Annotated in this window: 22 protein-coding genes; 10 read left to right on the top strand and 12 right to left on the bottom strand. The window is 74.8% G+C overall.

Annotated features, from left to right (window positions below):
* Window positions 1–57: 57 nt before the first annotated feature.
* Genes QWY28_RS01210 through QWY28_RS01220 form a run of 3 tightly spaced genes read left to right on the top strand, consistent with a single transcriptional unit; the run spans window position 58 to window position 3,111 of the window.
* A complete protein-coding gene (locus tag QWY28_RS01210) occupies window positions 58–951 on the top strand; it encodes a sugar phosphate isomerase/epimerase family protein (protein ID WP_300950478.1) in 894 nt (297 codons plus the stop codon).
* On the top strand, window positions 948–2,111 hold the full coding sequence (locus QWY28_RS01215) for a Gfo/Idh/MocA family protein (RefSeq protein WP_300950479.1): 1,164 nt from the start codon (window positions 948–950) through the stop codon (window positions 2,109–2,111). The genes QWY28_RS01210 and QWY28_RS01215 overlap by 4 nt, the downstream gene beginning before the upstream one ends.
* 1 nt (window position 2,112) lies before the next feature.
* Window positions 2,113–3,111 carry a sugar phosphate isomerase/epimerase family protein gene (locus QWY28_RS01220; RefSeq protein ID WP_300950480.1) on the top strand — a complete coding sequence of 333 codons (999 nt, stop codon included), beginning with the start codon at window positions 2,113–2,115 and terminating at the stop codon, window positions 3,109–3,111.
* A 21-nt stretch (window positions 3,112–3,132) separates the two neighbouring features.
* Here the strand turns inward: QWY28_RS01220 and QWY28_RS01225 are convergent, their stop codons facing one another.
* Together QWY28_RS01225 and hflX are read right to left on the bottom strand one after the other, a co-directional pair.
* Window positions 3,133–3,840 (bottom strand): SGNH/GDSL hydrolase family protein, encoded by a 708-nt coding sequence (locus QWY28_RS01225; protein ID WP_300950481.1) that lies wholly within the window; start codon window positions 3,838–3,840, stop codon window positions 3,133–3,135.
* A 137-nt stretch (window positions 3,841–3,977) separates the two neighbouring features.
* Window positions 3,978–5,525, bottom strand: a complete 1,548-nt coding sequence (hflX, locus tag QWY28_RS01230; RefSeq protein ID WP_300950482.1) for a GTPase HflX — start codon at window positions 5,523–5,525, stop codon at window positions 3,978–3,980.
* 92 nt (window positions 5,526–5,617) lie between these two features.
* On the opposite strand from hflX, the gene QWY28_RS01235 reads away from it, so the two are divergent.
* Complete coding sequence (locus QWY28_RS01235; RefSeq protein WP_300950483.1) at window positions 5,618–6,232, top strand: nucleoside/nucleotide kinase family protein; 615 nt, start codon at window positions 5,618–5,620, stop codon at window positions 6,230–6,232.
* Here the strand turns inward: QWY28_RS01235 and QWY28_RS01240 are convergent.
* The 9 genes from QWY28_RS01240 to miaA all read right to left on the bottom strand — a co-directional run bounded on the left by QWY28_RS01240 (window position 6,229) and on the right by miaA (window position 14,306).
* Window positions 6,229–6,438, bottom strand: coding sequence for a hypervirulence associated TUDOR domain-containing protein (locus tag QWY28_RS01240; RefSeq protein ID WP_300950484.1), 210 nt, complete (start codon window positions 6,436–6,438; stop codon window positions 6,229–6,231). The genes QWY28_RS01235 and QWY28_RS01240 overlap by 4 nt on opposite strands.
* A 101-nt stretch (window positions 6,439–6,539) precedes the next feature.
* Window positions 6,540–7,316: an SDR family NAD(P)-dependent oxidoreductase gene (locus QWY28_RS01245; protein WP_300950485.1), complete on the bottom strand. Its 777-nt coding sequence runs from the start codon at window positions 7,314–7,316 to the stop codon at window positions 6,540–6,542.
* A 28-nt stretch (window positions 7,317–7,344) separates the two neighbouring features.
* Entirely contained in the window at window positions 7,345–8,214 is an 870-nt protein-coding gene (gene dapF, locus QWY28_RS01250) for a diaminopimelate epimerase (RefSeq protein WP_300950486.1), read from the bottom strand.
* On the bottom strand, window positions 8,207–8,854 hold the full coding sequence (locus QWY28_RS01255; protein ID WP_300950487.1) for a pyridoxamine 5'-phosphate oxidase family protein: 648 nt from the start codon (window positions 8,852–8,854) through the stop codon (window positions 8,207–8,209). Before QWY28_RS01255 ends, dapF begins: the two co-directional genes overlap by 8 nt.
* Window positions 8,855–8,886: 32 nt before the next feature.
* Window positions 8,887–10,713 carry a gamma-glutamyltransferase gene (ggt, locus tag QWY28_RS01260; RefSeq protein WP_300950488.1) on the bottom strand — a complete coding sequence of 609 codons (1,827 nt, stop codon included), beginning with the start codon at window positions 10,711–10,713 and terminating at the stop codon, window positions 8,887–8,889.
* Window positions 10,714–10,805: 92 nt separating this feature from the next.
* Window positions 10,806–11,354 carry a dihydrofolate reductase family protein gene (locus QWY28_RS01265; protein ID WP_300950489.1) on the bottom strand — a complete coding sequence of 183 codons (549 nt, stop codon included), beginning with the start codon at window positions 11,352–11,354 and terminating at the stop codon, window positions 10,806–10,808.
* Complete coding sequence (locus QWY28_RS01270) at window positions 11,351–12,301, bottom strand: helix-turn-helix transcriptional regulator (RefSeq protein WP_300950490.1); 951 nt, start codon at window positions 12,299–12,301, stop codon at window positions 11,351–11,353. Before QWY28_RS01270 ends, QWY28_RS01265 begins: the two co-directional genes overlap by 4 nt.
* A 59-nt stretch (window positions 12,302–12,360) precedes the next feature.
* Window positions 12,361–13,362, bottom strand: a complete 1,002-nt coding sequence (locus tag QWY28_RS01275) for a serine hydrolase domain-containing protein (protein WP_300950491.1) — start codon at window positions 13,360–13,362, stop codon at window positions 12,361–12,363.
* Complete coding sequence (gene miaA / locus QWY28_RS01280) at window positions 13,359–14,306, bottom strand: tRNA (adenosine(37)-N6)-dimethylallyltransferase MiaA (RefSeq protein WP_300950492.1); 948 nt, start codon at window positions 14,304–14,306, stop codon at window positions 13,359–13,361. The genes QWY28_RS01275 and miaA overlap by 4 nt, the downstream gene beginning before the upstream one ends.
* A 47-nt stretch (window positions 14,307–14,353) precedes the next feature.
* Between miaA and QWY28_RS01285 the strand changes: the two genes are divergently transcribed.
* Genes QWY28_RS01285 through QWY28_RS01310 form a run of 6 tightly spaced genes read left to right on the top strand, consistent with a single transcriptional unit; the run spans window position 14,354 to window position 16,000 of the window.
* Entirely contained in the window at window positions 14,354–14,521 is a 168-nt protein-coding gene (locus QWY28_RS01285) for a hypothetical protein (protein ID WP_300950493.1), read from the top strand.
* 17 nt (window positions 14,522–14,538) lie between these two features.
* On the top strand, window positions 14,539–14,697 hold the full coding sequence (locus QWY28_RS01290; protein WP_300950494.1) for a hypothetical protein: 159 nt from the start codon (window positions 14,539–14,541) through the stop codon (window positions 14,695–14,697).
* Window positions 14,694–14,870: a hypothetical protein gene (locus QWY28_RS01295; protein WP_300950495.1), complete on the top strand. Its 177-nt coding sequence runs from the start codon at window positions 14,694–14,696 to the stop codon at window positions 14,868–14,870. The genes QWY28_RS01290 and QWY28_RS01295 overlap by 4 nt, the downstream gene beginning before the upstream one ends.
* A complete protein-coding gene (locus QWY28_RS01300) occupies window positions 14,854–15,363 on the top strand; it encodes an NUDIX hydrolase (RefSeq protein WP_300950496.1) in 510 nt (169 codons plus the stop codon). Before QWY28_RS01295 ends, QWY28_RS01300 begins: the two co-directional genes overlap by 17 nt.
* The gene (locus QWY28_RS01305; protein ID WP_300950497.1) at window positions 15,363–15,659 is read left to right on the top strand and encodes a hypothetical protein; all 297 of its coding nucleotides are present in this window, start codon (window positions 15,363–15,365) and stop codon (window positions 15,657–15,659) included. Before QWY28_RS01300 ends, QWY28_RS01305 begins: the two co-directional genes overlap by 1 nt.
* The gene (locus QWY28_RS01310) at window positions 15,656–16,000 is read left to right on the top strand and encodes a hypothetical protein (RefSeq protein WP_300950498.1); all 345 of its coding nucleotides are present in this window, start codon (window positions 15,656–15,658) and stop codon (window positions 15,998–16,000) included. The genes QWY28_RS01305 and QWY28_RS01310 overlap by 4 nt, the downstream gene beginning before the upstream one ends.
* 3 nt (window positions 16,001–16,003) lie before the next feature.
* Here the strand turns inward: QWY28_RS01310 and miaB are convergent, their stop codons facing one another.
* On the bottom strand, window positions 16,004–17,485 hold the full coding sequence (gene miaB / locus QWY28_RS01315; protein WP_300950499.1) for a tRNA (N6-isopentenyl adenosine(37)-C2)-methylthiotransferase MiaB: 1,482 nt from the start codon (window positions 17,483–17,485) through the stop codon (window positions 16,004–16,006).
* Window positions 17,486–17,496: the final 11 nt, after the last annotated feature.

Raw genomic sequence — 17,496 nt, forward strand, 5'->3', positions numbered from 1 at the left:
CCGCCCGCCCCTCCCGATCCCTCTCCCTCCCCCTCCCGCCGACCGGAAGGTGTGCCCGTGCGCGCGCAACCCCGCCCCCTGGGCGTGAACACCTGGGTCTGGACCTCCCCGCTCACCGACGCCGACCTCCCCCGCATGCTCGACCTCGTCGCCGGCCTCGGCTTCGACGCCGTCGAGCTGCCGCTCGAGGAGCCCGGTCACCTCGACCCCGCGCGGACCGCCGCCGCCGTCCGCGACGCCGGCCTCGTGCCGTACGTCGTCGGCGCGATGGCCCCCGGCCGCGACCTCGTCGCCACCGACGCCGCGACGGTGTCGCGCACGCAGGACTACCTGCGCAGCTGCGTCGACCTCGCGGCCGCCCTCGGCGCGCCCTCGGTGTGCGGCCCGTTCTACGCCGCGACCGGTCGGGTGTGGCGGATGACCGCCGAGGAGCGCCACGCGACGTACGACGAGTGGCGGACGAACCTCGCGCCGGTCCTCGACCACGCCCGGGCCGCCGGCGTGGTCATCGGCATCGAGCCGCTCAACCGCTACGAGACGTCGCTGGTCAACACCGTCGACCAGGCCCTCACCGCCCTCGAGCCGCTGCTCGGGCCCACCCTCGGCCTGGCGCTCGACACCTACCACCTCGGCATCGAGGAGCGCTCGAGCGCCGACGCCGTGCGCCGCGCCGGCCGGCACCTGGTGCACCTCCAGGTCTGCGGCAACGACCGTGGCGCCCCCGGCCACGACCAGACCGACTGGCCGGCGCTGCTCGCCGCGCTCGACGAGGTCGGGTACGCCGGCGCGCTGAACATCGAGAGCTTCACCCCCGACAACGCCGCCATCGCCGTGGCCGCCTCGATCTGGCGACCGCTCGCCGCCTCGCCCGACGACCTCGCCCGCGACGGCCTCACCTTCCTGCGCTCGCTCACCGCGACCGCCGCCCACGCCCCAGGAGGCACCCCATGACGGACGCGACCGGGCCGGGGGTGGCCGTCGTCGGCTACTCCTTCATGGGCAAGGCGCACTCCAACGCCTGGCGCAACGTCGGTGCCTTCTTCCCCGACGTCCCCCGGCCGCGCCGGCAGGTGCTCGTCGGCCGGGACCCGGCGGCGCTCAAGACGGCGGCGGACCGCTACGGCTGGGCCGACACCGCCACCGACTGGCGCGACGTGGTGACCCGCGACGACGTCGACGTGGTCGACATCTGCACCCCCGGCCACCTGCACGCCGAGATCGCGCTGGCCGCGCTCGAGGCCGGCAAGCACGTGCTGGTGGAGAAGCCGCTCGCGAACACGGTCGCCGAGTCCGAGGCGCTGGTCGCCGCGGCCGCGGCCGCCGCCGAGCGCGGCGTGGTGACGATGACCGGCTTCAACTACCGCCGCGTGCCGGCGCTCGCGCTCGCCCGCCGGATGATCGCCGAGGGCCGCATCGGCACGGTGCGCCAGGTCCGCGCCAGCTACCTCCAGGACTGGCTCGTCGACGAGGCGGCCCCCATGACGTGGCGGCTGCGCCGCGAGTCGGCCGGCTCCGGCGTGCTCGGCGACCTCGGCTCGCACGTCGTCGACCAGCTCCACCACCTGCTCGGCGAGCCCGTCGTGGCCGCCAGCGGCCACCTGCGCACCTTCGTGCCCGAGCGTGCCGGCGACCACGGCCCGGAGCCGGTCACCGTGGACGACGCCGCGTGGGCCACCCTCGAGACCGCCTCGGGGGTGGTGGCCAGCGTGGAGGTCAGCCGGATGGCGACCAGCCGCAAGAACGCCCTGCAGCTCGAGGTCTACGGCACGACCGGCTCGCTCTCCTTCGACCTCGAGCGGCTCAACGAGCTCGGCGTGGACGACCGCGCGCTCGACCCGGACGGCGGCGTACGTCGCGTGCTGGTCACCGAGGCCACCCACCCCTACCTCGACGCCTGGTGGCCGCCGGGCCACACGCTCGGCTGGGACAGCACGTTCACCTCGCAGGCCGCCGACTTCCTGACCGCGGTCGCGAACCGGACCCAGCCGTCGCCGTCGTTCGCCGACGGCCTGGCCGTCCAGCGGGTGCTGGCGGCCATCGAGGAGAGTGCGGGACGCTCGGGCGCCCGCGTCGACGTACCCGCACCCGCCCCGACCCCCCAGGAGAGCTGAGATGGGCAAGCGCTTCACCCTCTTCACCGGCCAGTGGGCCGACCTGCCGCTGGAGGAGGTCGCGCGCCTGGCCGCCGGCTGGGGCTACGACGGCCTCGAGATCGCCGTGTCCGGGGAGCACCTCGACGCGTGGCGGTGGGACGAGCCGGGGTACGTCGAGGGGCGGCTGGAGATCCTCGAGCGGCACGGCCTGGGCTGCTGGGCGATCTCCAACCACCTGACCGGGCAGGCCGTCTGCGACGACCCGATCGACGAGCGCCACCGCGCGATCGTCCGCGAGCGGGTCTGGGGCGACGGCGCCCCGGAGGGCGTGCGCAGCCGCGCCGCGGAGGAGATGCGGCTGACCGCGCGGCTCGCCCAGCGGATGGGCGTCTCCACCGTCGTCGGCTTCACCGGCTCCTCGATCTGGCCCTACGTCGCGATGTTCCCGCCGGTCCCGGCCTCCCGGATCGACGCCGGCTACCAGGACTTCGCCGACCGGTGGCACCCCATCCTCGACGTCTTCGACGAGTGCGGCGTCCGGTTCGCCCACGAGGTGCACCCCTCGGAGATCGCCTACGACTACTGGTCGACCGTCCGCACGCTCGAGGCGATCGGCCACCGCGAGGCGTTCGGGCTCAACTGGGACCCCAGCCACATGCTGTGGCAGGACCTCGACCCGGTCGCGTTCATCTCCGACTTCGCCGACCGGATCTACCACGTCGACTGCAAGGACACCCGCCTGCGCGTGGGCGGCGGCCGGAACGGCCGGCTCTCCTCCCACCTGCCGTGGGGCGACCCCCGCCGCGGTTGGGACTTCGTCTCCACCGGCCGCGGGCAGGTGCCCTGGGAGGACTCCTTCCGCGCGCTCGCCGCCATCGGCTACGACGGCCCGATCTCGGTGGAGTGGGAGGACGCCGGCATGGACCGCCTCCACGGCGCGCCCGAGGCGCTGGCGTTCCTCCGGCGCTTCGACTACGACCCGCCGAGCGCCGCCTTCGACGCCGCGTTCAGCTCCTAGCGCGGTCCCCGACCGATCCGCTCAGACGCCGGCGGCGGCGATCGCGGCGGCCACGGCGTCGCCGAAGGCGCGGTGGCCCTCCGGCGTCAGGTGCAGCCGGTCGTCGAGGTAGGCCAGGTCCAGCCCGCTGGTCGGGACGTACGTCGCCGCGTGCTGCTCCGCGAGCCCCGCGAGCAGCTGGTCCACGCGCGGCACCCGCGCTGCCCGCGACGGTGCCGTCGCGGGGCCGACCACCACGACCGGCGCCCCGCCGGCCCGCGCCTCGACCCGGTCCATCAGCCGCTCGAACCCGGCACGGATCGCGGCGTCGGGCTGGTCGACGTCGTTGAGCCCGCCCTCGACGACCACCAGGTCGACCGGGCCGCGCAGCGCACCAGCCGCCCGCTCCGCGAACGACACCGACGGGCCGCACGCGCTCGCGCCGGCGCTGAACCCCGAGCCGGAGAAACCCGCGACCCGGACCCGGCCCGCGAGCCGCGACGGCCACGACGTACCGATCTCGTCCAGGCCGAGGCCGGCCGACCACGAGTCGCCGATCACGACGACGTCGCGGCCCGCGCCCGTCACGATCTCCGCGCGCTCGGCCGAGTCGGCGGTGAACCGCTCGCAGCGGTTCGTGCCGTCACCGCGCGCCCGTTCGGCGAGCTGCACGAGCAGCACGCCGACGACGAGCAGCAGGCACAGGGCCAGGGCGAGGGACCGCCCCGACGGGCGACGGGCGAGGAGCACGCACCGATGGTGCGGCACGCCCCGCCCGCCCGCCGGCGTTGTTGCAGGACCGTTGCCGGATCGCCGCAAAATGACCGACTTCTCAGGCAGGACCGGCACCCCGCGGCCGGGGCTCCGGCCTCAGCCGTCGACGCGGGTCAGGCCAGCGCGTACGCCGCCAGCTCGCCCGCGAGGTCCTCGTTGGCGCGGCCGCGGACGATCGTGCCGTCGCCGGTGTGCTCGAGGGAGTCGATCTCGCCCTGCTGGTGGAGCCGGTTGATCAGGTCGCCCCGCTCGTAGGGCAGCAGCGCGGAGAACTCCACGCCCGGCCGGGGCAGCTCGCCCTCCACCACGGCGAGCGCCTCGTCGATGCCCTCGCCGGTCCTGGCGCTCACCACGACGCAGTGCGGCTCGCGCTGCTGGAGGCGGGCCAGGACCATCGGGTCGGCCGCGTCGGCCTTGTTGATGACCACGAGCTCGGGCACCTGGTCCGCGCCGATCTCGGCGAAGACCTCGCGCACCGCGGCGATCTGCCCCTCGGGGTCGGGGTGGGAGCCGTCGACGACGTGGAGCACCAGGTCGGCGTCGGCCACCTCCTCCAACGTGGAGCGGAACGCCTCGACGAGCTGGTGGGGCAGGTGCCGCACGAACCCGACGGTGTCCGACATCGTGTAGACCCGGCCGTCGGCCGTCGTCGTACGCCGCGTCGTGGGGTCCAGCGTCGCGAACAGCGCGTCCTCGACGAGCACCCCGGCACCGGTGAGCCGGTTGAGCAGCGAGGACTTGCCTGCGTTGGTGTAGCCGGCGATCGCGACGGCAGGCACCTGGTGGCGACGGCGCTCCTGGCGCTTGGTGTCGCGGGTGCCCTTCATCTCGCGCAGCTCACGGCGGAGCTTGGCGATCCGGGTGTTGATCCGGCGCCGGTCGGTCTCGATCTTGGTCTCACCGGGGCCACGGCCGCCGATGCCGACACCGCCGGCGGCACGACCGCCGACCTGGCGCGACAGGTTGCCACCCCAACCACGCAGGCGCTGCTTGAGGTAGGTCAGCTGCGCCAGCTCGACCTGCGCCTGGCCCTCCTTGGACTTCGCGTGCTGGGCGAAGATGTCGAGGATCAGCGCGGTCCGGTCGACGACCTTGACCTTGAGCCGGTCCTCCAGGTTCCTCAGCTGGCTCGGCGCGAGCTCGCCGTCGCAGATCACGGTGTCCGCGCCGGTGGCGGCGACGATCTCCTTGAGCCCCTCGACCTTGCCGCGACCGATGTACGTCGCCGGGTCGGGCCGCTGCCGGCGCTGGTAGATCGCGTCGAGCACCTCCGAGCCGGCCGTCTCCGCGAGCAGCGCGAGCTCGGCCATGGAGTTCTCGGCGTCCGCGACGCTGCCCTCGGTCCACACGCCGACCAGGACGACGCGCTCGAGGCGCAGCTGGCGGTACTCGACCTCGGTGATGTCCTCGAGGTCGGTGCGCAGCCCCGCGACGCGGCGCAGCTCGTGGCGCTCGGCGAGGTCGAGCTGGCCGGTGGTCAGCTCCTCCTCGGGGTCGGGCTCGTCGGCGTACCCGGACTCGAAGTCGTCCAGGTCGTCCTGGTCGTGGTCATCGAGGTCGTCGTGCTCGTCGAGCTCGGCGGTGCCCTCGTCCTCGTCCCAGCCGCGGGTCTCCTCCAGCTCGGTGTCGAGCGAGAAGTCCCGTGCGTTCGCGTTGGTCATGTGCCTCCGTGTCTTGCCAGGTGTGGTGCTCAGCGTCATCTCGGAGATCTCAACGCCTCCGGGTCCTCCACTATGCCCGCTTGACTGGTCTCGTGGACAACCCTTTCCCCGCGCTGCCGCCCGCCATCCGCCTGCTCGGCCTGGCCGGCGCGCCCGGCGTCGGCAAGAGCACGGTCGCCGCGGCGCTGGCAGCCGAGCACGGGCTGGCCGTGGTCCCGATGGACGGGTTCCACTACGCCGACGTCGAGCTGGCCCGGCGCGGGCTGCTGGACCGCAAGGGCGCGCCGGAGACCTTCGACGCCGAGGGGTACGCCGCGTTGCTGCGGCGCGTGCGCGGGCGCGAGCCGTCGGTGGTCGCCCCCTCGTTCGACCGCGACCTCGAGCAGCCGCTCGCCGGGGCGATCGCGGTGCCGGCGGCCGGCACGGTGGTGACCGAGGGCAACTACCTGCTGCTCGACGAGCCGCGCTGGCACGCGGTGCGCGCGCAGCTCGACGAGGTCTGGCACCTGCACGTCGACGACGACCTGCGGCAGGAGCGGCTGGTCGCCCGCCACGTGCGGCACGGCAAGACCTCGGAGGAGGCGCAGGCGTGGGTCGCCCGCGTGGACGAGCCCAACGCGCGGCTCGTCGACGCCGCCGCGCGCCGGGCCGACCGCGTCGTCGACCTCACCGGGTGGGCGGCGTACCCCGCGCCACCGGCCGGCTAGCTCTTCTTCTTCAGCGCGCCCGGCTTGTGCACGGCCTCCCCGCCGGACTTCTCGCTCTTCACGAGGTACTGCGGATCGTCCTTGCTCGCCTTGACGTCCCGCTTCGCGGCGTGGGTGTCGGAGGTGATCTTCTTCTCCACCTCGCCCTCGGCGGTGCCGCCGTGGGACTTCCACTCGACCTTGTCGCCCTTCTTGAACTCCGTCATGGGACGACCGGTACCCCGCCGCGCCGCGCCGACCCCGACGATCGTCTCGTGATGCCCAGCGTGCGGCGGAGCGCACTCTGGGCATCACGAGGCGGGGGGACCTACTTGGGAGGCATCCGGATGCCGCCGTCGACGCGGATCGTCTCGGCGTTCATGTAGGAGTTGGTCACGCACTCCAGCACCATCGAGGCCAGCTCGTCGGGGGTGCCGAGGCGCTTGGGGAACAGCACGCTCTCGCCCAGCTTGGCCTTGAACGCCTCCGCGCCCTCGCCCTCGCCGTAGATCGGGGTCTCGATGAGGCCGGGGGCGACGGTGTTGAGGCGGATCGCGGCGGCGGAGAGGTCGCGGGCGATCGGGAGGGTCATGCCGACGACGCCGCCCTTGGAGGCGGAGTACGACGCCTGGCCGATCTGGCCGTCGAACGCGGCGACCGAGGCGAGGTTGACGATCGCGCCGCGCTCGCCGGTCGACGTCGGCTCCTGGGTGCTCATCACCGTGGCGGCCTGGCGGACCACGTCGAAGGTGCCGACCAGGTTGATCGCGACGACCTTCTTGAACGCGTCGAGGTCGTGGGCCGACTCCAGCGTGCCGTCGCGGCCGATGGTCCGCGCGGCCCAGCCGATGCCGGCGGAGTTGACGACCGCGCGCAGCGGCGCGATCTCGGCGGCGGCGCGGACGGCGCCGGCGATCTGCTCGCTGTCGGTCACGTCGACGCGGGCGAAGACGCCGCCGATCTCCGCGGCGAGGGCCTCGCCCTTGTCGGCCTGGAGGTCCGCGACGACCACGACGGCCCCGCGGGCGGCGAGCTGGCGGGCGCAGGCAGCGCCGATGCCCGACGCTCCGCCCGTGACGATGGCACTGGCTCCGTTGAGTTCCATGCAGCGGACTGTAGTGGCCCGCCGCGCCTCACAGGGCGGTGGTTCCGCGGGCCACCACGACCGCCGGGCCGCTCATCAGCACCCGGTCGTCGGCGGTCCAGGTGATCTCCAGCGTGCCGCCCGGCAGGTCCACCCGGTACGTCGCGTCCGCGCCCGGTCCCCCGGCGGCCCGGCCGTCGGCCACCGCCGCCGCGACCGCGACCGCGCACGCACCGGTCCCGCAGGACCGGGTCTCCCCCGAGCCGCGCTCGTGCACCCGCATCGCGACGTGGCCGGCGCCGCGGCGCTCGACGAACTCGACGTTGACCCCGTGCGGGTAGACCGACCGGTCGAAGTCCGGCTCGCTCGCGAGCGGGCCGACCGGGCCGTCGACCGCCAGCGACTGGCCCTCGTCGAGGAACGCCACCGCGTGCGGGTTGCCCATGTCGACGTGCGCGGCCGCCCACCGGGCCGACCCCACCGCGACCTCGGTCGTGCCGAGCACCTGCGGGCGCCCCATGTCGACGGTGATCCGGTCGCCGTCCACCTCGATCACCTTCACCCCGGCCCGGGTGCCGACCGGGATCGGCCGGCCCGGCTCGACGAGACCCTCCTCGAGCAGGTGCCGCGCGAAGACGCGCACGCCGTTGCCGCACATCTCCGAGAGCGAGCCGTCGCTGTTGCGGTAGTCCATGAACCACTCCGCCTCGGCGGGGTCCGCGTGCTCGCGCGCCGCGGCGTACGCCTCGGTGCGGACGACCCGCAGCACGCCGTCGCCGCCGATGCCGGCGCGCCGGTCGCACAGCCGCGCGACCCGGGCGGGGTCGAGGTCGCCGTGGACCGTGCCGTCGTGGTCGGGCAGCAGGACGAAGTCGTTCTCGGTGCCGTGCCCCTTCAGGAAGGGGTAACCCTCACTCATAGAGGCTCTTCCCGTAGTTCTCCGGCCGGTAGTAGTCGTCGAGCTGCGCGATGTCCATGCCGTTGGCCTCGACCTCCTTGGCGATGAGCGCGCGGCGCGGGACCTTCGCCTCGGGGTCCCACGTCTCCGGCTGCCACAGCCCGCTGCGCAGGAAGGCCTTGGCGCAGTGGAAGAACAGGTCCTCGATCTCCACGACCACCGCCAGCAGCGGTCGGTGCCCCTTGACGACCAGCTCGTCGAACCAGGGCGCGTCGCTGACCAGCCGGGCCCGGCCGTTGACCCGCAGCGTGTCGCCCCGGCCGGGGATGAAGAAGTTCAGCCCGACGTGCGGGTTGACCAGGATGTTGCGGTAGCCGTCGGCCCGCCGGTTGCCGGGCCGCTCGGCCAGCGCGATCGTCGCGTCGTCCAGGACGTGCACCAGCTGGCCGGGCGGGTCGCCCTTCGGGGACGCGTCGCACCGGCCCTCGGCGTCGCTGGTCGCCATCACGCAGAACGGCGAGGCGGCCAGCCAGTCCCGGTCGACGGGGAGCAGCGCGGGGCGCGACTTGTCCCGGGCCCGCTGGTTCGGCTCGCCCAGCAGCGCGACGAGCTCCTCGACGCTCGTGATGTCGCTGGCGGGCGGGGCGGCGGTGTCGGTCACCTCTCCACGGTAGTGCGCGCCGCCCCCTCACCTCACCGCGATTCCCGCGGCCGGACCACGCCGGCCGAACCGCCCCCGCGCCGCGTGGGCTCCGCGACGGCCGTCAGCAGCCCGCCGGGACCGATCTCGATCGCCGCAGCGGCCCCGATCTCGGCGGCGCTCGTGAAGGCGTCGCCGGCCGGGGCGAGCTCGTGGCCGTAGGCCTCGAGCAGCGGCCCGTAGGTCTCGATGAAGGCCGGTTCGGCGGTCACCGTCGCGGTGTTGCGCTGCGCCGCCCGCGGTGCGGCCATGGCCTCGGCGATGCTGCGCCCGCGGTCGAACCGCTCGACCAGCAGCTGGAGCACCGTCGTGATGATTGTCGAGCCGCCGGGCGAGCCGAGCGCGAGCACCGGCCGTCCGTCGCGCAGCACGATCGTCGGGGACATCGAGCTGCGCGGGCGCTTGCCGGGCTGGATCCGGTTCGGGTCGGCGGCGTCGTACTCGGTCGTGAAGTCGGTCAGCTCGTTGTTGAGCAGGAAGCCGCGGCCCGGCACGACCATGCCGGAGCCGCCGGTCTGCTCGATGGTCAGCGTGTAGGACACGACGTCGCCCCAGCGGTCCACGACGGCCAGGTGCGTGGTCTCGACGTTCTCGGTGTCGGGGACCTCGACCGGCTCGACGCCGACCGAGGTCGCGCACTCCCCGTCGTAGGACGACACGTCGCCCGGCTCGACCGGCTTCTCCGCGGCCCGGGTGGGGTCGATCGTGCAGGCGCGCTCGGCGGCGAAGGTCGGCGAGAGCAGGTCGGCCAGCGGGACGTCGACGTACGCCGGGTCCCCGACGTACGCCGTGCGGTCGGCGAAGGCGCGGGCGCTCGCCTCGAGGTAGAGGTGCAGCGCCTGGGCGTCGTCCATCGCGGCGAGGTCGTAGCGCTCGAGGATCTCCAGCGCCTCGCCGACGGTCGAGCCGCCGCTGGAGGACGGCGGCATGCCGTGGACGTCGAGGCCCCGGTAGCTCGTGCGGGTGGCGACACCGTCGCGGACGCGGTAGTCGCGCAGGTCGCGCCGCGTCATCGAGCCGGGCGGGACCGGCAGGCCGGTCGAGCCGGTGGTCGGGGGCCTGCGGACCGTGCGGACCACGTCGCGGCCCAGCGCACCGCGGTAGAGCGCCCGCGGGCCCGCGTCCCGGAGCAGGTCGTAGGTGCGGGCGAGGGCCGGGTTGCGGAACCGGCTGCCCACGGCCGGCAGGCGACCGCCGCGCAGGAACAGCGCCTTGGTCGAGGTGAAGGCGCGGAACCGCTCGCGGTTGTCCTCGGTCTGCTGGCGGAACGTCTCGTCGACCACGAAGCCGCGCCGTGCGAGGGCCGCCGGCCGGCCGAGGACCTGCTTCAGCGACCGGCTCCCCCAGCGGTCGAGCGCGCGCTGCCAGGTCGCGACCGTGCCGGGCACGCCGACGCTGACGCCGCTGGTGACCAGCTCGGGGGTGAACCGGTACGGCTCGCCGGTCGCCGGGTCGACGAACGCGTCGGGCTCGATCGCCATCGGGGCGGTCTCGCGCCCGTCGATCGTGGCGACCCTCCCGGTCGAGGCGTCGTAGTGCACGAAGTAGCCGCCACCGCCGATGCCGGCGCTGTAGGGCTCGGTGACCCCGAGCGCCGCGGCGGTCGCGACGGCGGCGTCGGCGGCGTTGCCCCCGGCGCGCAGGACCGCGAGCCCGACCCTCGTTGCCTCCGGGTCGACCGAGCTCACCGCCCCGCCCGTGCCGACCGCGGTGGGCACCTTCGGCGGACCCGTCTCGGCGGCGGCCGGCGGGCCTGCCGGCAGGGCCACGAGGGCGGGCGCGAGCAGCGCCAGGACGGGGACGGCGGCGAGACGGCGCATGGGTTTCCTCCCGAGAAGATCCGCGACGAGGCGGTCCGGCCACTGTGGCGCCGACCGCCGACAGTTGTCGAGGTGCCCGCCCGGGGCCCGTCTCAGGCAGGCGGGCGCGGGCCCACGACGTCGTACGTCGCGCACAGGAAGGCGCCGTTGCGCCCGTGCGAGGTCAGCCGCAGGTCGAACCGGCGCGGGAACAGCGGGCGGCCGGCTCCCAGCGTCACCGGCGCGATCGACACGAGCACCTCGTCGAGCAGGCCGGCGTCGGCGAGCTGCCCGGCCAGGTCTCCCCCGCCGACCACCCACACGTCCTTGTCCCCGGCGGCCGCCACCATCGCGGGATGGACCTCGCGCACGTCGCCGGACGCGATCGTCACGTCCTCCGCGGCGCGCGGCAGGTCGCGGTGCGTCATCACCCACGTCGGCTGCCGGTAGGACCACGGCTCACCCGTCTCGGCGGCGTGGTCGAGCACCCACTGGTACGTCGTCGCGCCCATGACCAGCGCGCCGATGGTGTCGATGAACGCCGCGTAGTCGAGCATCCCGCCCTCCTCGAGCGGCTGGGGGAACAGCCAGTCGAGCGAGTCCTGCTCGTCGGCGAGGTACCCGTCGAGGGTGGTCGCGGTGTAGTAGACGGTCCGGGTCATCGGGTGCTCCTCGTGCGGTCGCGGTTCCAGGTGATCGGGTCGCCGTCGTCGACCGGCACCCCGAGCGCCCGCAGCACCAGGCGGGCCAGCTGGCGCCGGTGCGCGGCGTACGTCAGGACGTGCGCGACGACCTCGCCGAGCACGAAGCTCTCCGGCGGCTCGCACAGCGCGTCGACGAGCCGGTCGCCCCACGCACCACGGCGATCGACGTCGCGCACGAACGCCAGCCAGCGGGGCGCGACCGCGTCGTGCCGCTCGAGCAGCGCCCGCGGGTCGCCGTCGCCGCGGGCGGGGGTGTCGAGGCCCTCGATCGCGGCCAGCCAGACCTCCGTGGCGTGGACGTGGTTCTCCAGCACCGCCGCCAGCGACGGCTCCTCGCCGTCCCAGGCGAGGACCCGGGCACCCGGCAGCACCTCGCGTCGGAGATCGTCGGCCGCCAGCCCCTTCGCCACCTCGAGCAGCGTGCGGGTGTCGTCGAGGTCGTGGCGCACCAGCTGCTCGGTGACCGGGTCGCCCGCCGGCCCGCTCGTCGTCCCGCCCGCCTCACCGGCGTCGATCCACAGCGAGGTCGGCGGGTGGAAGTGGATGCCGTTCGGCGCCGGCAGCCAGTGGTCACGGGAGCCGCCCGCGCCCTCGCCCACGGCCGACGGCGGCTCGCCGTACGCCCTCGCGAACGCGCGGCTGAAGCCCTCGACGCTCTCGTAGCCCGCCGCGAACGCCGCGTCCGTCACGCTCGTCCCCCGCCGCAGCCGCCACGCCGCGCGCTCGAGCTCGACCCGTCGCCGCATCGCCACCGGCGGCTCGCCGGCGTCGCGGCGCAGCCGCCGGGAGAAGTGGTACGGCGAGGCGTAGGCGTCGCCGGCCATGTCCGCCAGCGTCCGGTTGTCCTCGTCGAGCACCGCGTCGAGCAGCTCCCGCAGCCGGTCGCGGCCCTGCTGTCCATCCATGCCGACCAGTGTGGAGCCGCGCCGCCGCTCCGCGCCCGACCGTTCTTGCGCTCCTGGGGTCAGGCGGACGGGTCCGCCACGGCCGCGCGCAGCAGCAGGATCCCGAACCCGGTCAGGCCGCGGGCCCGCGCGGACAGCACCACGACGGAGACGCCGAGGTCGGGCCGGGAGCCGACGAAGGAGCGGTAGCCGCCGGTCCCGCCGTCGTGGAAGAGCGTCCCGCCGGGCACGACCAGCCAGCCGAGGGCGACGTTCGCCGGACCGACCCGCCCGGCCCGCTGCTGCGGGGTCCGGGCGTCGGCGGCGGCCGCCGCGAGCGGCCCGTCGTACGCCGCGTCGAAGGCGCCGACGTAGCGCTGCAGGTCCGCGGCGGTCGAGACGACGCCCCCGGCGCCGGCGAGCATCGCGAGGTCCCACCGGCCGGCCGGGCGGCCGCGCCAGCCGTGGCCGGGGGCGAGCCGGTGCTGCTGGTCGGACGGCACCTCGACCCCGGTGTCGTCGAGGCCGAGCGGGCCGGTGACCCGGTCGGCGAGGAGGGTGGCGTAGTCGGTGCCGGCGGCGCGGGCCAGCGCCCACCCGAGGAGGCCGCCGCCGAGGTTGGAGTACCCGAAGCGCCGACCGGGCTCGACCCGCGGCCGGGTCGCGAGCACGGCCGCGGACAGCGTCGCCTCGTCGTAGCGGGCGTACGGGTCGTGGCGCTCGCTGGTCATGCCGCGCCACGCCGCGCGCCGCGGCAGGCGCGGCAGGCCGGAGTGGTGCGTGGCGAGGTCGCGCAGGGTGATCGGCCGTCCCTTGACCGGCGGCGCGACCGGCAGGTGGTCGGCGACCGGGTCGTCGAGGCCGACGACGCCCTCGCGCGCGAGGTCGGCGAGCAGCAGCGCGGTCATCGTCTTGGTGACCGAGCCGATCTCGAACAGCGACGCCGGCCCGTCGGGCAGCTCGCCCCGGGCGTGGTACGTCGTGCCGGCCGGCGTCCGGACGGCCACGACCAGGCCGGTGCCGTCGTCGGTGCGCCGGGCGAGCAGGTCGTCGACGGTCGGGGTCGGTCGCGTGCGCCTCATGCCCGCACCCTGCCGACCGCCTCGAGCGCGCGCGCCACCCGGTCCGGGTCGTCGTGCCGGACCCACACCACCCGCGGGTCCTTTCGGAACCACGCGTCCTGGCGGCGCGCGAAGCGACGCGTGGCGACGACGGTCCGCTCCCGAGCCTCGTCGAGCGACAGCTCGCCGGCGAGGTACGCCGCCACCTCGACGTACCCGATGGCGCGGCTCGCGGTGCGGCCCTCCGCCAGCCCCTCCTCGAGCAGGCGCGCGACCTCCCCGACCAGCCCGGCGGCGAACATCGCGTCGACCCGCTGCTCGATCCGCGCGTCCAGGGTCGGGCGGTCGATGTCGACGCCGACCTGGAGGGTGGCCGGGTCGAGGTACTCCAGCTGCGGCAGCGAGGCGCTGAACGGGCGCCCGGTGATCTCGACGACCTCCAGGGCGCGGACCGTGCGGCGGCCGTTCCCGACGAGGATCCGCGCGGCCGCCTCGGGATCGACGCCGGCGAGCCGGGCGTGCAGCGCGGCGGGGCCCTGCTCGGCCAGCTCCGCCTCGAGCCGGGCGCGGACCGCCTCGTCGGTCCCGGGGAACTCGAAGCGGTCCAGCACCGCGCGGGTGTAGAGCGCGGAGCCGCCCACCAGCACCGGCACCCGGCCGGCGTCGCGCAGGCCCGCGATGGTGGCCCGCGCCCAGCCCTGGAACTCCGCCACCGTCGCCGGCTCACGCACCGAGAGCCGGTCGAGCAGGTGGTGCGGGATCCCCCGGCGCTCGGCCTCCGGGACCTTGGCCGTGCCGATGTCCATGCCCCGGTAGAGCTGCATCGCGTCGGTGTTGACCACCTCGCCGCCGAGCCGCTCGGCGAGGTCCAGCGACAGCGCGGTCTTGCCGCTCGCGGTCGCACCGACGACGGCGACCACCGGCGCCCGGCCCGGGACCCGGCCCGGGATTGAGGTCGGCGCCATGTGGCTAGTGTGACAAGGAACCGCACCCGAGCCGACTGGAGGTCACCATGACCGCGCCGATCCCCGAGGGGCGCGACCTGCCCCTCCTCGACACCGACGAGCAGCCGCCGGGCGAGCACGGGAGCGAGCTGCCCGACGGCCAGGACCCGTCCGCCGGCGAGGAGGAGCTCCGCGAGGAGAACGCCGAGACGTCGTTCCCCGAGCCCAGCCAGTAGGGCCGGGAGAGGCAGCCATGAGCGAGAGCACCCCCGAGCAGGTCGAGAACGAGGCCGACGAGTACGCCCCCGACGAGCCGGAGTCCCCCGACACCGGCACCGTCTACGAGGGAGCGACCGGTGAGCCGGCCCTCACCCCGAACGACACCACGCCCGACGAGGAGGAGCAGCCATGACCGACCAGCCCGCCGAGCAGCCGCAGGCGCCCGGGACCCCGATGCGCGACGACGAGCCGGCGGCCCCCACCGGGGCCGACCGCGAGCCCCACGGCGAGGTCGACGAGTCGCACCTGGAGGAGCCGGTCGCCGGCTCCGAGGCCGACCACCGGCACGGTGACCGCCCTGAGTGAGCCGACCTCGACCGACCCGCTGCACGGCCGCTTCGTCGTCGTCCCGGCGGCGTACGTCTTCCTGCTCCGCGACGGCGTGTCGGGCGGCACGGAGGTGCTGCTCCAGCTGCGCCGCGGGACCGGGTACATGGACGAGCACTGGGCCGCCGCGGCGGCCGGGCACGTCGAGCGCGGCGAGACGGCGTACGCCGCGGCGCACCGCGAGGCGCGCGAGGAGCTCGGCATCGCCGACCTCGACCTGTCGTTCGTGACCGCCATGCAGCGCACCGCCGCTGGGGAGCCGATCGACGAACGGGTCGACTTCTTCTTCACCTCCCGCCGCTGGGCCGGCGAGCCGCGGGTCGTCGAGCCCGACAAGGCCGCCGACCTGCACTGGTGGCCGCTCGACGCCCTGCCCGACCCCGTGGTGCCGCACGAGGCGGCCGTGTTGCGGGGCATCGGGTCGGGTACCAGCACGCCGTACTCGACCTTCGGCTTCGACGAGGAGGACTGATGTCCGAGGAGACCCGCACCGACACCGGGACGGGAGAGCTCGCGCCCATGCCCGACGCGCAGATCGAGCCCGGCGAGCCTGCTCCCGGCGGCGCCGACGCCATCGACGAGGCGGGCGACCGGATCATCCCGGACCTCACCCCCGCGGAGAACCCCGCGATCGACGACAGCACCCCCGACACGCTCCAGGAGCAGATGTCGGGGTCCGAGGACACCTCGACCGAGGCGACCGAGGCCAGCGCCGAGGAGGCCGGGGCGCAGGACGAGGGCGCCGCCGAGCAGGGCAAGGCCGAATGACCGGCGGCACCGGCGACCTGCCGGGCGAGCCGCCGGTCGACCCCGACCTCGCCGAGCCGCTGCGGGCGTCCAACCCCAACGCCAACGGCCCCCAGGGCGCCGCCGGCGGGATGGGCGTCAGCTCCGAGCGGGTCGGCCACGCCGGCCCCGCGCAGACGAGCACCGACGGCGTCCGCGACAACTCGCTCGCCGAGCCGGACGCGGTCGGCGGCGACGTACCTCCCGAGCAGTCGGCGGGCGGCCCCGAGGACAACCCGGACACCGTGCTGCCCAAGGCCGGCTACCCCTCGAAGGACCCGCGCTCGAAGGAGCACCCCTTCGACGCCAAGCCCGACATCTAGCCCTCAGCCGCAGGCGGGCGCCGCTGGCAGCGGCGCGGGCACGCCGACCGCCGGCATGCCGAGCGAGACACCTGACGGCGCGGCCGGGGCCGCCGTGCGCGCCTCCCACGCGTCGCCGGAGCGGGTGCGCCGCACGGCCAGCACCCGGTCGGCCACCAGGTGGTGGGGCGCGGCGTAGGTGACCTCGACGGTGACCATGTCGCCCGGCCGGACAGCGGCACCGTGCTCGGGGCCCGGGGCGGCGAAGTGCACGAGCCGGTTGTCGGGCGCGCGACCGGAGAGCCGCAGCGTCTCGGCGTCCTTGCGGCCCTCGCCCTCGGCGACCATCAGCTCGACGGTGCGGCCGACGACCTGCTTGTTCTCCTCCCAGGCGATCTCGTTCACGAGGTCGACCAGGCGGCCGTAGCGGTCCTTGACCACCTCCGGCGGGACCTGGTCGTCGAGGACGGCGGCCGGGGTGCCGGGGCGCTTGGAGTACTGGAAGGTGAAGGCGCTCGCGAACCGCGACTCACGCACCACCCGCAGCGTCTCGAGGAAGTCCTCCTCGGTCTCGCCGGGGAAGCCGACGATGATGTCGGTGGTGATCGCGGCGTGCGGGATCGCGGCGCGGACCCGGTCGATGATGCCGAGGAACTTCGAGGACCGGTAGGAGCGGCGCATCGCGCGCAGCACCCGGTCCGAGCCCGACTGCAGCGGCATGTGCAGGCTCGGCATGACGTTCGGCGTCTCGGCCATCGCCTCGATGACGTCGTCGGTGAACTCCGCCGGGTGCGGGCTGGTGAACCGGACCCGCTCGAGGCCCTCGATGTCCCCGCACGCGCGCAGCAGCTTCGAGAACGCCTGGCGGTCGCCGAACTCCACGCCGTAGGCGTTGACGTTCTGGCCCAGCAGCGTCACCTCGGTGACGCCCTCGGCGACGAGCGCGCGGACCTCGGCCAGGATGTCGCCGGGGCGGCGGTCCTTCTCCTTGCCGCGCAGCGCCGGGACGATGCAGAAGGTGCAGGTGTTGTTGCAGCCGACCGACACCGAGACCCACGCGGCGTACGCCGACTCGCGCTTGGTCGGCAGCGTGCTCGGGAAGACGTCGAGGCTCTCGAGGATCTCGACCTGCGCCTCCTCCTGCACGCGCGCCCGCTCCAGCAGCACCGGCAGCGAGCCGATGTTGTGGGTGCCGAAGACGACGTCGACCCACGGCGCGCGCTCGGTGATCGTCGTGCGGTCCTTCTGCGCCAGGCAGCCGCCGACGGCGATCTGCATCCCCGGCCGGGCCGCCTTGACCGGCGCGAGGTGGCCGAGGTTGCCGTAGAGCTTGTTGTCGGCGTTCTCGCGCACCGCGCAGGTGTTGAACACGACCACGTCGGCCTGCTCGCCCGCCGGCGCGGCGGCGTACCCGGCACCCTCGAGCAGCCCGGTGAGCCGCTCGGAGTCGTGGACGTTCATCTGGCACCCGTAGGTGCGGACCTCGTAGGTGCGGGGCGTCGACATAGCGCCTCCGA

It is taken from the genome of Nocardioides oceani (genome assembly GCF_030412965.1).
GTDB lineage: Bacteria > Actinomycetota > Actinomycetes > Propionibacteriales > Nocardioidaceae > Nocardioides > Nocardioides oceani.

Bases quoted from the DNA above. Each gene is read 5' to 3' on its own strand.
- ggt (WP_300950488.1), bottom strand. From the start codon at position 10,713: ATGCGCCGTCTCGCCGCCGTCCCCGTCCTGGCGCTGCTCGCGCCCGCC.
- QWY28_RS01285 (WP_300950493.1), top strand. From the start codon at position 14,354: ATGACCGCGCCGATCCCCGAGGGGCGCGACCTGCCCCTCCTCGACACC.
- dapF (WP_300950486.1), bottom strand. From the start codon at position 8,214: ATGAGTGAGGGTTACCCCTTCCTGAAGGGGCACGGCACCGAGAACGAC.
- QWY28_RS01220 (WP_300950480.1), top strand. From the start codon at position 2,113: ATGGGCAAGCGCTTCACCCTCTTCACCGGCCAGTGGGCCGACCTGCCG.
- QWY28_RS01215 (WP_300950479.1), top strand. From the start codon at position 948: ATGACGGACGCGACCGGGCCGGGGGTGGCCGTCGTCGGCTACTCCTTC.
- miaB (WP_300950499.1), bottom strand. From the start codon at position 17,485: ATGTCGACGCCCCGCACCTACGAGGTCCGCACCTACGGGTGCCAGATG.
- QWY28_RS01245 (WP_300950485.1), bottom strand. From the start codon at position 7,316: ATGGAACTCAACGGAGCCAGTGCCATCGTCACGGGCGGAGCGTCGGGC.
- QWY28_RS01275 (WP_300950491.1), bottom strand. From the start codon at position 13,362: ATGAGGCGCACGCGACCGACCCCGACCGTCGACGACCTGCTCGCCCGG.
- QWY28_RS01240 (WP_300950484.1), bottom strand. From the start codon at position 6,438: ATGACGGAGTTCAAGAAGGGCGACAAGGTCGAGTGGAAGTCCCACGGC.
- QWY28_RS01295 (WP_300950495.1), top strand. From the start codon at position 14,694: ATGACCGACCAGCCCGCCGAGCAGCCGCAGGCGCCCGGGACCCCGATG.
- QWY28_RS01305 (WP_300950497.1), top strand. From the start codon at position 15,363: ATGTCCGAGGAGACCCGCACCGACACCGGGACGGGAGAGCTCGCGCCC.
- QWY28_RS01310 (WP_300950498.1), top strand. From the start codon at position 15,656: ATGACCGGCGGCACCGGCGACCTGCCGGGCGAGCCGCCGGTCGACCCC.
- QWY28_RS01270 (WP_300950490.1), bottom strand. From the start codon at position 12,301: ATGGATGGACAGCAGGGCCGCGACCGGCTGCGGGAGCTGCTCGACGCG.
- QWY28_RS01290 (WP_300950494.1), top strand. From the start codon at position 14,539: ATGAGCGAGAGCACCCCCGAGCAGGTCGAGAACGAGGCCGACGAGTAC.
- hflX (WP_300950482.1), bottom strand. From the start codon at position 5,525: ATGACCAACGCGAACGCACGGGACTTCTCGCTCGACACCGAGCTGGAG.
- QWY28_RS01265 (WP_300950489.1), bottom strand. From the start codon at position 11,354: ATGACCCGGACCGTCTACTACACCGCGACCACCCTCGACGGGTACCTC.
- miaA (WP_300950492.1), bottom strand. From the start codon at position 14,306: ATGGCGCCGACCTCAATCCCGGGCCGGGTCCCGGGCCGGGCGCCGGTG.